The following is a 13,920-nucleotide window of genomic DNA, read 5'->3' on the forward strand; positions in this document are numbered from 1 at the left end:
TGAGTGCGCGGACCCGCTGCCGCCGGGAGGCTGAGGCGGTCGGGTACGCCGGTGCCGGGGAGCGTGCGGCGTCGTGACGCCGGTGCCGGGCCTGCCGGGGCAGGGAGCGGCACCGGTGAGTCCGACCCGGCGTCACCCGGCGAGATTGTCCGCCAGTTCCTCGCTGAGGTTCGCCTCCGTGCCCGGGATCCCCAGGTCCGACGCCCGCTTGTCGGCCATCGCCAGCAGCCGCCGGATACGGCCCGCGACGGCGTCCTTGGTCAGCGGTGGGTCGGCGAGCGCGCCCAGCTCCTCCAGCGAGGCCTGCTTGTGCTCCATGCGCAGCCGGCCGGCGGCCGCGAGGTGCTCGGGGACGTCGTCGGCGAGGATCTCCAGCGCACGCTGCACCCGGGCCCCGGCGGCGACCGCCGCGCGGGCGGAGCGCCGCAGGTTGGCGTCGTCGAAGTTGGCGAGCCGGTTGGCGGTGGCCCGCACCTCGCGGCGCATCCGCCGCTCCTCCCAGGCCAGCACCGACTCATGGGCACCGAGCCGGGTCAGCAGCGCGCCGATCGCGTCACCGTCACGGACGACCACCCGGTCGACGCCGCGCACCTCGCGGGCCTTCGCGGCGATCGACAGCCGACGGGCGGCGCCGACCAGGGCCAGCGCGGCCTCCGGACCCGGGCAGGTCACCTCCAGGGAGGAGCTGCGGCCGGGCTCGGTGAGCGAACCGTGGGCCAGGAAGGCCCCGCGCCAGGCGGCCTCCGCGTCGCAGGTGGCCCCCGAGACCACCTGCGGGGGCAGACCCCGGATCGGCCGGCCCCGGCCGTCGACGAGGCCCGTCTGCCGGGCCAACTGGTCGCCGCCCGCCACGACCCGCACGACGTAGCGCGAACCGCGTCGCAGACCACCCGGAGCCATCACGATCAGCTCCGAGCTGTGCCCGAAGATCTCCAGGATGTCCCGCTTGAGCCGCCGCGCCGCCATCGCGGTGTCCAGCTCCGCCTCGATCACGATGCGCCCGCTGACCAGGTGGAGGCCGCCGGCGAACCGCAGAATGGCGGAGACCTCCGCCTTCCTGCAGCAGGTCCGGGTGACGGGGAGCCGGGAGATCTCGTCCTTCACCGCTGCCGTCATCGCCATGGGCCGATCCTTCCATGCATCCGAAAAATACGGTCGTACGCGGCGGCCAGCAGCTCCGGGTCGTGCCGCGGAGTACCGTCCCTCCGGGCCACCGGTGCCAGCTCGACCGCGGCACCGAAACGCTTGGCGGCGTCGGTCAGTGAGTCGCGGTCGGGCACGGCGGCCTCGTCGGCCAGCACCACGTCCAGGGCGAGTTTAGGGGCGTGTCGTCCCAAAACCTCCAAATGACGCTGCGGGGAGAAGCCCTCGGTTTCTCCGGGCTGCGGCGCGAGGTTCAGCGAGAGCACCCGACGGGCCTTCGTCTCCGACAGCGCGTCCAGCAGCTTGGGGACGAGCAGGTGCGGGATGACCGAGGAGAACCAGGAGCCGGGCCCGAGCACCACCCAGTCCGCGTCCAGGACCGCCTCGACGGCCTCCGGGACGGCGGGCGGATCGTTGGGGACCAGGTGCACGGACTGCACCTCGCCCGGGGTGAGGGCGACGGTCGCCTGCCCGCGCACGGTGTCGATGTCCTCGGGTCGCTCACGGTCGTGCCCCTTGACCAGCGCCTGCAACTCCAGCGGGACCGCCGACATGGGCAGCACCCGCCCGTGCGCGCCGAGCAGCTTGCCGACCAGGTCGAGCGCCAGGACATGGTCGCCCAGCTGCTCCCACAGGGCGACGATCAGCAGGTTGCCGACCGCGTGCCCGTGCATCTCGCCACCGGACTGGAAGCGGTGCTGGATGACCCGGGCCCAGGTCTGGCCCCAGTCGTCGTCGCCGCACAGCGCGGCGAGGGCCTTGCGCAGATCGCCGGGCGGCAGCACGCCCAGCTCGTCCCGGAGCCGACCGCTGGAGCCGCCGTCGTCGGCCACGGTGACGACGGCGGTGAGGTCGCCGGTGATCCGGCGCAGCGCGGCCAGCGAGGCGGACAGCCCCATGCCCCCGCCCAGGGCCACCACCTTGGGCTGGGTGCCCCGGCGGCGCGCCCGGGCACCCCGGGGCTCGGTGAGCCGGCCGCCACGCCCCTCGGGGGTGGCCTTGCGCAGCCGGCTCAGCCGCAACGTACGTCCCGTCATTCCCGTCCCATGTCCCGGTGCACGACCACCGTCTCCACGCCCTCGGCCGCCAGGCGCGCGGCGAGCTTCTCCGACATCGCGACCGAGCGGTGCTTGCCGCCCGTACAGCCGACCGCGATGGTCACGTACCGCTTGCCCTCGCGGCGGTAGCCGGTCGCGATCAGCTGGAGCAGCTCGGCGTACCGGTCGAGGAACTCCTTGGCACCGGGCTGGTTGAAGACGTAGCCCGACACCTCCTCGTTGAGGCCGGTGAAGGGGCGCAGCTCCGGCACCCAGTGCGGGTTCGGCAGGAAGCGGCAGTCGACGACGAGGTCGGCGTCGACCGGCAGGCCGTACTTGTAGCCGAAGGACATGACGGTCGCCCGCAGCTCGGGCTCCTCCTCGCCCGCGAACTGGGCGTCCATCTTGGCGCGCAGCTCGTGCACGTTCAGGCTGGAGGTGTCGATCACCAGGTCGGCGTCGCCGCGCAGCTCGCGCAGCAGCTCGCGCTCGGCGGCGATGCCGTCGACGATCCGGCCGTCGCCCTGCAGCGGGTGCGGGCGGCGCACCGACTCGAAGCGGCGCACCAAGGCCTCGTCGGAGGACTCCAGGAAGACGATCCGCCGGGTCACCCCGCGCGTGTCGAGGTCGGCGAGGGACTCGCGCAGATTGTCGAAGAAGCGCCTGCCACGTACGTCGACGACGACCGCGATCCGTGCCACGTTGCCCTGCGAGCGGGCACCGAGCTCCACCATGGTGGGGATCAGCGCGGGGGGAAGGTTGTCGACCACGAACCAGCCGAGGTCCTCCAGGCACTTCGCGGCCGTCGAGCGGCCGGCTCCGGACATGCCGGAGATGATCACCAGTTCGGGGATGGCCGCCTCGGTGGCCCCGCCCGCGTCCCCGGCCGTGCCCGCCTGCGCCGCGTCGTTGCCGGCCTGCGCCGCGTCGTCGCCCGCCCTCGCCACGTCGTCCTGAGGCGCGTCGCTGCGCGTGCGTTCCTCGTCGGTCACCTTGTGGGATTCCTCGGGTTCCTGATCTCGCCGGTCCGTGGACTGCTTCTCGTACTCGGTCATCTCTCCTGCCCCCGTCGCTCGTCCGGGGCGCCCGTGGGCACGGGCTCCCCTGGAGCACCCGCCGTCGTCCCGGGTGCGCCGTCTTCCACGTCATCCATGATCTCTCCAGTCGCCGTGTTCACGGCGGGTGCGGCCGGGGCCGTGCGGGCGAGTGCCGCGGCGATCGTCTCGGCCGTCTTGCGGCCTATGCCCGGAACCTCGCAGATCTGGTCGATTGTCGCGGATCGCAGCCTCTTCACCGAACCGAAGTGCTTGATCAACGCCTGTTTGCGTGTCTCGCCGAGCCCGGGGACGTCGTCCAGGGGGCTGGAACGGATGCGCTTGGCGCGCTTGCTGCGCTGGTAGGTGATCGCGAACCGGTGCGCCTCGTCGCGGACGCGTTGCAGCAGGTAGAGGCCCTCGCTGCTGCGGGGCAGGATCACCGGGTCGTCGTCGCCGGGCAGCCAGACCTCCTCCAGGCGCTTGGCGAGGCCGCACACGGCGATGTCGTCGATGCCCAGCTCGTCCAGGGCGCGCTGGGCGGCGGCCACCTGCGGCCGGCCGCCGTCGACGACGACCAGCTGCGGGGGGTAGGCGAAGCGCTTGGGTCGGCCGTCGTCCTCGGTGAGGCCGCCGCCCAGGGGGGCGCCGCCACGTCCGAGGGAACCTTCCGCGCCGCCGTCGGCGAGCACGACCGTGCCGCCGTCACGGGGGGCACCGTTCGCCCCGCCGACACCGACCGCCGGGGAGCCGTCCGTGTCCACGGGCAGGGCGCCGTCCGCCGACGCGGGCACGCGACTGTCCGTGTCGTCAGCCATGGCGCCGTCCGCGTCGGAGGGCAGGCGGGCTTCCGCGCCGGCAGGCCGGGAGCCGTACGCGTCCACGGCCGGGTGGCCGTCCGCCCCGACAGACCCGGAGCCGTCCGTGTCGTCAGCCATGGCGCCGTCCGCGTCGGAGGGCAGGCGGGCTTCCGCGCCGGCAGGCCGGGAGCCGTCCGCGTCCACGGGCGGGCGGACGTCCGCCCCGACAGACCCGGAGCCGTCCGTGTCGTCAGCCGTGGAGCCGTCCGCGTCCACGGGCAGGGCGCCGGCGGCGGGCGCGGTGCTGTCGGTGAGCGGGGGCTCGGCGTCGGCCCACTCTCCCGTCCGCTCCTTCTCGGCGAGGTAGCGCCGGAAGCGGCGTGTGATCACCTCGTGCATCGAGCGCACGTCGTCCTGCCCGGCGAAGCCCTTGATCTGGAACCGGCGGTACTCGTTCTTCCGTTGCAGGCCGTCCTCGAAGACGACCATGGACGCCACCACGTCGTCGCCCTGGAGGTGCGAGATGTCGTAGCACTCGATCCGCAGCGGGGCGCTGTCGAGGTCCAGGGCGTCGGCGATCTCCTCCAGCGCGCGTGAGCGCGTGGTCAGGTCCGAGGCACGCCTGGTCTTGTGCAGCACGAGGGCCTGCAGGGCGTTGCGCTGCACGGTCTCCATCAGGTCCTTCTTGTCGCCGCGCTGCGGGATGCGCAGCGAGACGTTCGAGCCCCGGCGCACGGTCAGCCACTCCTGGACCGGCGCCACCGGCTCAGGCAGCGCCGGGACGAGGACCTCCTTGGGGACCGCGTCGCCCGTCTCCTCGCCGTAGAGCTGCTGGAGGGCGTGCTCGACCAGGGCGCCGGTGGTGATCTCCTCGACCTTGTCGGTCACCCAGCCGCGCTGACCGCGCACGCGCCCGCCACGGACGTGGAAGATCTGCACGGCCGCTTCGAGCTCGTCCTCGGCCACGGCGATGAGATCGGCGTCGGTCGCGTCGGCGAGCACGACCGCGTTCTTCTCCATGGCCTTCCTGAGGGCCTCGATGTCGTCGCGCAGCCGGGCCGCCCGCTCGTACTCCAGGTCCTCCGCCGCCTCCGCCATCTGCTTCTCCAGGCGGCGCAGGTAGGTGCCCGTGCGCCCCGTCATGAAGTCGCAGAACTCCTCCGCCAGCTCCCGGTGGTCCTCCTCGGAGATCCGGTCGACGCAGGGCGCGGAGCACTTGCCGATGTAGCCGAGCAGGCAGGGCCGCCCGGTACGGCGGGCGTTCTTGAAGACACCCGCCGAGCAGGTGCGCACCGGGAAGACGCGCAGCAGCAGGTCGACCGTGTCCCGGATGGCCCACGCGTGCCCGTACGGTCCGAAGTAGCGGACGCCCTTCTTCTTGTGGCCGCGCATCACCTGCACGCGCGGATACTGCTCGTTCATCGTCACCGCGAGGTAGGGGTAGCTCTTGTCGTCGCGGTACTTGACGTTGAAGCGGGGGTCGTACTCCTTGATCCAGGAGTACTCCAGCTGCAGCGCCTCGACCTCCGTGGACACCACCGTCCACTCCACGGACGCGGCCGTGGTGACCATGCTCCGGGTGCGCGGGTGCAGGCCGGCCAGGTCCTGGAAGTAGTTGGCCAGGCGCTGGCGCAGGCTCTTCGCCTTTCCGACGTAGATCACCCTGCGGTGCTCGTCACGGAACCGGTACACCCCGGGGGTGTCCGGGATGTCTCCCGGCCTGGGGCGGTAGCTGGAGGGATCGGCCATGTCTCACACCCTACTGGCGAGCGGTGACACTCCGGTGAGCCTGTGGACAACGCCCCTCACGGTGCCGGGCCGCCCGGTGGACGACGGCCCGCGGGGCACCGGTCGAACCTCGGCCACGAGCACACCACGGTTGGGCTGCAGGTGTTGTCGAGGCATGGTCAACACGCTTCAATGCGGAGGAACTCGGGCCGGTGAACGGCGGCGTACCGATGTGAAGGCGGCCTGCCGCCGCCCGGGTGCCCCGGACGACCTGCGCGAACGGCCTGACCAGCCGTCGTGATCCAGCACAGAAAGGCCCCTGCATGCCGCACGCCACACCGCACGCGGACGTCGTCCCCGCGGACCTGGACACCGACCTGCGCGCCGAACCGGGCACGGAACTGGACACGGCCCTGCGCGGCGGCCCCTTCCACGTCGCGCTGCGCGCCGCGATAGCCGCCCGCGGGCTGCCGCTGCAGCGGGTGCAGCATCACCTGACGCGTTACGGCGTGAAGGTCGGCGTCACGAGCCTGAGTTACTGGCAGCAGGGCGCCCGCCGCCCGCAGCGCCCCGAGTCGCTGCGCGCCGTACGGGCCCTGGAGGAGATCCTCCAGCTCCCTGAGGAGTCACTGATCCGGCTCCTCGCCGAACCGGCCGACGAGCCCGGATCCGCGCGCCGCCCCGAAGGCCGCTCCTACCGGTCCCTCGTCGAGGCCTCGGACGTCCTCGGCCGTCTGCTCGCCGAGCTGGACGCCCCGCTCGACGGCGGCCTGCACATGCTCGGGCACCACGAACAGGTGCGGATAGGGCCGCGCCGCGAGCTGCTGGGGCGCGAGTCGCACCACATCGTGCGCGCGCACCAGGAGGGCGTCGACCGCTTCGTGGCCGTGCACCACGGCGACCCGGGATGCGCACCGGACCGGACGCGTGTGCACGCGCTGGAGAACTGCCGTACCGGTCGCGTCCGTTGGGATCGTGAGACCGGCATCCTGGTCGCCGAGCTGCACTTCGACACCCGGCTGCGGGCCGGTGACACCTTCCTCTTCCGCTTCGCCGTCGAGGACGGCACGGCGGGGGTGTCCCGCGAGTACCTGCGCGCCTTCGGACCGGCGGGCGGTCAGTACGCCCTCCAGGTGCGGTTCGACGCCCAGGCGCTGCCGGTGCGCTGTCACCGGTTCGCCCAGCACTCGGCGGCGGCCCCGCGCAGCGGTCACCAGGACCTGCCGCTGACCGGCCGGCACCACTCGGTGCACCTCGTGGAGCCGAGGGTGCGGGCCGGGATCGTGGGGATCGGGTGGGAGTGGGACAGCTAGACGTAAACGTTTGCGCAAGCGTTTACGTGCGGCGCAGGATGGGATACGGTCCCCGCCAGGAAGGGCTCGGCCGGAATGGGCACGGCCAGGAAGGGCTCGGCCACGAGGAGGCCCCATGGCGACGATGGCGGATGTGGCGCGCAGCGCCGGAGTCTCCGTGGCCACCGTCTCCCATGTGCTGAACGGCACCCGGCCGGTGCTCCCGCGGACCCGGCAGGCCGTCCTGGACGCCGTCGACCGGCTCGGCTACACCCCCAACACCCTGGCCCGCTCCCTGGTGACCTCCCGCACCCGCTCGATCGGGCTCGCGGTCTCGGCCGTCAGCAACCCCTACTTCACCGAGATCCTCCAGGGCGTCGAGGCGACCGCCCTCGAAGAGGGCTACGGCCTGCTCATCGCCGACCCGCACGAGGACCCCCGGCACGAGCGCAAGGTCGTCCAGCTGCTGCACGAGCGACGCGTGGACGGCCTGATCGTCGCCCCCTCCCCCTCCCCGCGCGAGCTGCTCTCCTACCTGCACCGGCACAAGGTGCCCACCGTGCTCCTGGACCGTGTGGTGGACGATCCGGCGAGCGGCACACCGCGCTTCGACCAGGTGTGCGCGCAGAGCACGGAGCCGGTGACGAGCCTGGTCACGCATCTCGCGGAGCTCGGCCACCGCCGCATCGGCCTGGTCGCCGGCCGTCGCGGGCTGAGCACCACCGCCGAACGGATCACCGGGTACCGGCACGGGCTGGCCGCCGCCGGTCTCCCGCACGACGAACGCCTCGTCGCACACGGCGACTCCGAATCGGCCGCCGGGGAGCGCGCCACCGCCGCCCTGCTCTCCCTGGCCACGCCGCCCACGGCTCTCGTCACCGCCAACAACGCCATGACCATCGGCGCCCTGCACGCGCTGCGCGCCCGGGGCCTGTCCGTGCCCGACGACATCGCGCTGTGCTGCTTCGACGACTTCGCCTGGGCGGATCTGTTCTCCCCCCGGCTCACCGCGATCGCCCAGCCCAGCAAGGATCTGGGCGCCCAGGCCGTGCGGATCCTGCTGGAACGCCTCGCCGCTCCGGACCGGCCCGCCCGGACCGTGCGGCTCCCCTGCGCCTTCGTCCACCGCACGTCCTGCGGCTGCCCCGAGAAAGGACCCGACTCGTGATCGTCGTAGCCGGTGAGGCCCTGATCGACCTGGTACCGCAGGGCACGGGTGCCCTGGCCGGCCTTCGGCCCGCCCTCGGCGGCGGCCCGTACAACACGGCCGTGGCCCTCGGCCGCCTCGGCTCCCCCACCGCGTTCTGCTCCCGCACCTCCCGCGACGCCTTCGGGGAGGCCCTGCTGGACGGGCTGCGCAAGGCGGGCGTGGACGTCTCGGCGGTACAGCGGGGCCCGGAGCCCACCACCCTCGCCGTCGCGACGATCGACGAGAACGGCTCGGCCGCCTACTCCTTCTACGTCGAGGGCACCGCCGACCGCCTGTTCGCGGTCCCGCAGGGCCTGCCGGCCGCCACCCGCGCGGTGTCGTTCGGCACGTGTTCGCTGGTCCTGGAACCGGGGGCCGGCGCCTACGAGAAGCTGATGCGCACCGCCGCCGCGCAGGGCGTGTTCACCACGCTCGACCCCAACATCAGGTCGGGACTGATCCCCGACGCGGACGCCTACCGGGCGCGGTTCCTCGGCTGGCTGCCCTCGGTGACCCTGCTCAAGCTCTCCGAGGACGACGCGGCGTGGCTGGGCGGCACGCCCCGCGAGTGGCTGGCGGCGGGACCGTCGGCGGTGGTGATCACGCGGGGCGGTGACGGGCTGACCGTCTTCACCCGGGACGGTGGGGAGCACTCCGTGCCGGGCGAGCGGGTCGACGTGGTGGACACGATCGGCGCCGGCGACACGGTCAACGCGGCCCTGCTGCACGGTCTGGTGGCCGGGAACGCCCTGTCCCGCGAGGCCCTCGCCGCCCTGGACGCCGACGCCTGGAGGGGGCTCCTGCGCTTCGCCGCCCGCGCCGCGGCGATCACCTGCTCGCGGGCGGGCGCCGAACCGCCCTACGCCTCGGAGCTCGGCGAGATGTGACGGGCCCGGCGAAGGGGCGGTGACCGGCGGGCACTCCCCGCGGTCACCGCCCCTTCATATCGGTCTCTCAGGCCTTCCGGGCCCGCGTCGTCTTCTTCGCGGGCGCCTTCTTGGCCGCTCCGGCCGCCTTCTTCGCGGCCGTGTTGTTGACCGCCTTGGCCGTGGCCGTCCTCTTCGCGGGCGCCTTGGCGGCCACCGTCTTCCTGGCCGCCGCCTTGCGCGGGGCCTTCACCGCGGCGGCGTCACTGATCCGGTCGGCACCGAGGATCTCCCGCAGGAACTTGCCGGTGTGGCTGGTGGACACCGCGGCGACCTCCTCGGGCGTGCCCTCGGCGACGACGAGGCCGCCCCCCGCGCCGCCCTCGGGACCCATGTCGACGAGCCAGTCGGCGGTCTTGATCACATCGAGGTTGTGCTCGATGACGATGACCGTGTTGCCCTTGTCGACCAGGCCGGACAGCACCTTCAGGAGCTTGCTGATGTCCTCGAAGTGCAGACCGGTGGTCGGCTCGTCGAGTACGTAGACCGTGCGCCCGGTGGAGCGCTTCTGGAGCTCGCTGGCGAGCTTCACCCGCTGGGCCTCACCGCCGGAGAGGGTGGTCGCCGACTGGCCGAGGCGGACGTAGCCGAGGCCCACGTCGTGCAGGGTCCTCAGGTGCCGGGCGATCGCGGGGACGGCCTCGAAGAAGTCGAGCGCCTCCTCGATCGGCATGTTCAGGACCTCGGCGATGGACTTGCCCTTGTAGTGGACCTCCAGGGTCTCCCGGTTGTACCGGGCACCGTGGCATACCTCGCACGGGACGTACACGTCCGGGAGGAAGTTCATCTCGATCTTGATCGTGCCGTCGCCCGCGCAGTTCTCGCAGCGGCCGCCCTTGACGTTGAAGGAGAAGCGGCCGGGCAGGTAACCGCGGACCTTCGCCTCGGTGGTCTCGGCGAACAGCTTGCGGATGTGGTCGAAGACACCGGTGTACGTCGCCGGGTTGGACCGCGGCGTGCGGCCGATGGGCGACTGGTCGACATGGACCACCTTGTCGACGAGGTCGTCGCCGTCCACGCGCGTGTGCCGGCCGGGCACGTTCCTCGCGCCGTTCAGCTCGCGGGCCAGGTGCGTGTACAGGATGTCGTTGACCAGCGTCGACTTGCCGGACCCGGACACGCCCGTGACGGCCGTGAACACGCCGAGCGGGAAGGACACGTCGATGTCCTGGAGGTTGTTCTCCCGGGCGCCGTGCACGGTGAGCCGGCGGGTGGGGTCGAGGGGCCGGCGGATGTCCGGCAGCGGGATGGACTTCTTCCCGGAGAGGTACTGGCCGGTCTGCGACTCCGCGTTGGCGAGCAGCCCCTTCAGGGAGCCGCTGTGCACGACGTTTCCGCCGTGCTCGCCCGCGCCGGGGCCGATGTCGACGACCCAGTCGGCGACCTTGATGGTGTCCTCGTCGTGCTCGACGACGATGAGCGTGTTGCCCATGTCGCGCAGCCGGACCAGGGTCTCGATCAATCGGTGGTTGTCCCGCTGGTGCAGGCCGATGGACGGCTCATCGAGGACGTACAGGACGCCGACGAGGCCGGAGCCGATCTGCGTGGCCAGGCGGATGCGCTGGGCCTCGCCGCCGGACAGGGTGCCGGCCGCGCGGTTCAGCGAGAGGTAGTCCAGGCCGACGTCGACCAGGAAGCGCAGCCGCTCGTTGACCTCCTTCAGCACCCGCTCGGCGATCTTCTTGTCGCGGGCGCTGAGCTTCAGCTCGCCCAGGAACTCCGCGCAGTCGCTGATCGACATCGCCGAGACCTCGGCGATCGACTTCCCCATGATCGTGACCGCGAGGACGATCGGCTTCAGGCGGGTGCCCTCACAGGTGGGGCAGGGCACCTCGCGCATGTAGCCCTCGAAGCGCTCCCGGCTGGCGTCGGACTCGGCCTCGCTGTGCCGGCGCTTGACGAAGGGGACCGCGCCCTCGAAGGGCGTGGTGTAGACCCGCTCGCGGCCGTACCGGTTGCGGTAGCGGACCTCGATCTGGGTCTTGTGGCCGTACAGCAGGGCCTTCTTGGCGCGCTGCGGCAGACCCGCGAAGGGGATGTCCGTGCGGAAGCCGAGCGCGTCGGCGAGGGCGCCGATGAGGCGGCCGAAGTAGTCCTTGGTGTGTCCGTGCGACCAGGGGTGGATCGCGCCCTCGTCGAGGGACTTGTCCTCGTCCGGGACGATCAGCTCGGCGTCGACCTCCATGCGCGTGCCGATGCCGGTGCACTCGGGGCAGGCGCCGAAGGGCGAGTTGAAGGAGAAGGAGCGCGGCTCCAGCTCCTCGAAGGACAGGTCGTCGTACGCGCAGTACAGGTGCTCCGAGTACATGCGCTCACGCTCGGGGTCGTCCTCGGGGAGGTCGACGAAGTCGAGCACGACCATGCCGCCCGACAGGCCGAGGGCGGTCTCGACGGAGTCGGTGAGGCGGCGCTTGGCGGAGTCCTTCACCGTGAGACGGTCGATGACCACCTCGATGGTGTGCTTCTCCTGCTTCTTCAGCGTGGGCGGGCTGGAGAGCTGGATCGTCTCGCCGTCCACCCGCGCGCGGCTGTACCCCTTGGTCTGGAGATCGGCGAAGAGGTCGACGAACTCGCCCTTGCGCTCGCGCACCAGCGGGGAGAGCACCTGGAAGCGGCTCCCCTCCGGCAGCTCCAGGACCTTGTCCACGATGGCCTGCGGCGACTGGCGGGCGATCGGGCGGCCGCACTCGGGGCAGTGCGGCTTGCCGATGCGCGCGAAGAGCAGCCGGAGGTAGTCGTAGACCTCGGTGATGGTGCCGACCGTCGAGCGCGGGTTGCGCGAGGTCGACTTCTGGTCGATGGAGACCGCCGGGGACAGACCCTCGATGAAGTCGACGTCCGGCTTGTCCATCTGACCGAGGAACTGGCGGGCGTACGAGGAGAGCGACTCCACGTAGCGCCGCTGGCCCTCGGCGAAGATGGTGTCGAAGGCCAGGGAGGACTTGCCCGAACCCGACAGGCCCGTGAAGACGATGAGCGAGTCACGAGGCAGGTCGAGCGAGACGTTCTTCAGGTTGTGCTCGCGCGCGCCACGGACGATGAGACGGTCGGCCACGCCGGTCCGCACCTTTCTTGAGAGAAGTGACAGGGGCGGGGCCCCCGTGCTTTCTCAGACTAGGGGGAGCCACTGACAACGCCGGTCGGATTCCCGGAGTGCATAACAATCCCCGGTTCTCCAGCATGCCCGACGCCACCGCCGACCTTATAGCACGCGCATTCGATTTACGGCCGAGGTCCACCGCCTTCACCCGAAGGAGTGGCGGGGCTAGGGTCGGCGTCATGACTGATCACGTGCGTGACCTGGCGTCTGTACGGGACGCGACGGAACGGCTGCTCACCGCAGCCGCCAAGCTGGACAACGCCGCTGTGACCGAACCGTCACGGCTCCCCGGCTGGAGTCGCGCCCATGTCCTCGCCCACCTCGCCCGCAACGCGGACGCCCTGGTGAACGTTCTCGAAGGCCGCCCCATGTACGTCTCCGGGGACGCCCGCGACGCCGACATCGAGCGGGACGCCCCGCGCCCCCTGGACGTCCAGCTCACCGACGTCCGCGAGAGCGCCGACCGCCTCCTCGAGGCGGGCGCCGTGCCGGCGGACTGGTCGCGCACGGTGGAACTGCGCAACGGCGTGACCGACTCCGCCTCGCGGGTGCCGTTCCGGCGCTGGGTCGAGGTCGAGCTGCACCACGTGGACCTCGGCATCGGCTACGAGCTGGAGGACCTGCCGGCGGAGTTCACGGAGCGGGAGATCGACTTCCTCGCCCACCGGTTCGCCGGCCACCCCGACGTGGCGCCCACCCTCCTGACGGACGGCACACGCACCTGGCGCACGGGCCGGGAGGCGCACACGGAGCAGGCGACGCGCGCGGGGGAGGCCGGAGTCACCGTCACGGGCTCACCGGCCGCCCTGGTGGGCTGGCTCGCCGGCCGGCGGGACGGCTCCGGGCTGACCGTCGAAGGGGGTCCGCTGCCGTCGCTGCCCCCGCTGTAGAGACGCCGATCCCCTGCTCGCCGTACGCCTGCCGCCCTAGACTGATCGGCATGACGTACAGCGGACAGGTGACGGTCGGCGGCCCGGCGGACGTGCACGAGCTCAAGGACTTGATGATCACCAAGATCGCGGTGGGCCCGATGAACAACAACGCCTATCTGCTGCGCTGCCGGGCCACCGACGAGCAGTTGCTGATCGACGCGGCCAGTGACGCGCACACGCTGCTCGGCACGATCGGTGACGACGGCATCGCGTCCGTCGTCACCACGCACCAGCACGGCGACCACTGGCAGGCGCTCGCCGAGGTCGTCGCGGCCACCGGAGCGCGCACCCACGCCGGCCGCGCCGACGCCGACGGCATCCCGGTGCCGACCGACGTCCTGGTCGACGACGGCGACACGATCCGGGTGGGGCGCGTGGAACTCACCGCACGCCACCTCGTCGGGCACACGCCGGGCTCGATCGCCCTCGTCTACGACGACCCCCACGGGCACCCGCACGTCTTCACGGGGGACTGCCTCTTCCCCGGCGGCGTGGGCAACACCCGCAAGGACCCCGAGGCGTTCGCCAGCCTGATCCACGACGTCGAGACGAAGATCTTCGACGCGCTCCCGGACGAGACCTGGGTCTATCCGGGGCACGGCGACGACACCACGCTCGGCGCGGAGCGGCCGCATCTGCCGGAGTGGCACGCGCGCGGGTGGTGAAGCCCGGACGACCCCGTACGCCCGGCGGTTCCACCGGGGCGTGACCCGAGCGGCGCGCGCCCCGTGTGAACGCC

General features: G+C 72.1%; 9 protein-coding genes and 1 pseudogene. 5 read left to right on the plus strand and 5 right to left on the minus strand.

Features of this window, described 5'->3' with window-relative positions:
* Positions 1-132: 132 nt before the first annotated feature.
* The 4 genes and pseudogenes from whiA to uvrC form a co-directional block, all read right to left on the minus strand.
* The gene (gene whiA, locus ACZ7LV_RS06625; protein WP_053762310.1) at positions 133-1,122 is read right to left on the minus strand and encodes a DNA-binding protein WhiA; all 990 of its coding nucleotides are present in this window, start codon (positions 1,120-1,122) and stop codon (positions 133-135) included.
* Positions 1,113-2,180 (minus strand): gluconeogenesis factor YvcK family protein, encoded by a 1,068-nt coding sequence (locus ACZ7LV_RS06630; RefSeq protein ID WP_471936442.1) that lies wholly within the window; start codon positions 2,178-2,180, stop codon positions 1,113-1,115. Before ACZ7LV_RS06630 ends, whiA begins: the two co-directional genes overlap by 10 nt.
* Positions 2,177-3,235: an RNase adapter RapZ gene (gene rapZ / locus ACZ7LV_RS06635; protein WP_471936444.1), complete on the minus strand. Its 1,059-nt coding sequence runs from the start codon at positions 3,233-3,235 to the stop codon at positions 2,177-2,179. Before rapZ ends, ACZ7LV_RS06630 begins: the two co-directional genes overlap by 4 nt.
* A pseudogene (uvrC, locus tag ACZ7LV_RS06640) lies at positions 3,232-5,763 on the minus strand (excinuclease ABC subunit UvrC); the annotation flags it as partial. The pseudogene uvrC and the gene rapZ, both read right to left, overlap by 4 nt.
* Before the next feature lie 302 nt (positions 5,764-6,065).
* Between uvrC and ACZ7LV_RS06645 the strand changes: the two are divergent.
* The 3 genes from ACZ7LV_RS06645 to ACZ7LV_RS06655 all read left to right on the plus strand — a co-directional run bounded on the left by ACZ7LV_RS06645 (position 6,066) and on the right by ACZ7LV_RS06655 (position 9,110).
* Complete coding sequence (locus ACZ7LV_RS06645) at positions 6,066-7,055, plus strand: hypothetical protein (RefSeq protein ID WP_471936446.1); 990 nt, start codon at positions 6,066-6,068, stop codon at positions 7,053-7,055.
* A 115-nt stretch (positions 7,056-7,170) separates the two neighbouring features.
* Entirely contained in the window at positions 7,171-8,202 is a 1,032-nt protein-coding gene (locus ACZ7LV_RS06650; protein WP_471936448.1) for a LacI family DNA-binding transcriptional regulator, read from the plus strand.
* Positions 8,199-9,110: a carbohydrate kinase family protein gene (locus ACZ7LV_RS06655; protein ID WP_471936450.1), complete on the plus strand. Its 912-nt coding sequence runs from the start codon at positions 8,199-8,201 to the stop codon at positions 9,108-9,110. The genes ACZ7LV_RS06650 and ACZ7LV_RS06655 overlap by 4 nt, the downstream gene beginning before the upstream one ends.
* A gap of 67 nt (positions 9,111-9,177) precedes the next feature.
* Here the strand turns inward: ACZ7LV_RS06655 and uvrA are convergent, their stop codons facing one another.
* The gene (gene uvrA, locus ACZ7LV_RS06660) at positions 9,178-12,204 is read right to left on the minus strand and encodes an excinuclease ABC subunit UvrA (protein WP_471936452.1); all 3,027 of its coding nucleotides are present in this window, start codon (positions 12,202-12,204) and stop codon (positions 9,178-9,180) included.
* Between the two features lie 224 nt (positions 12,205-12,428).
* Here uvrA and ACZ7LV_RS06665 point away from each other — a divergent pair, with 224 nt between their 5' ends.
* Entirely contained in the window at positions 12,429-13,139 is a 711-nt protein-coding gene (locus ACZ7LV_RS06665; RefSeq protein ID WP_471936454.1) for a maleylpyruvate isomerase family mycothiol-dependent enzyme, read from the plus strand.
* 50 nt (positions 13,140-13,189) lie between these two features.
* Positions 13,190-13,846 carry an MBL fold metallo-hydrolase gene (locus ACZ7LV_RS06670; protein WP_471936456.1) on the plus strand — a complete coding sequence of 219 codons (657 nt, stop codon included), beginning with the start codon at positions 13,190-13,192 and terminating at the stop codon, positions 13,844-13,846.
* The last annotated feature ends 74 nt before the right edge of the window (positions 13,847-13,920 follow it).

This window comes from Streptomyces sp. NPDC107562, from assembly GCF_055657325.1.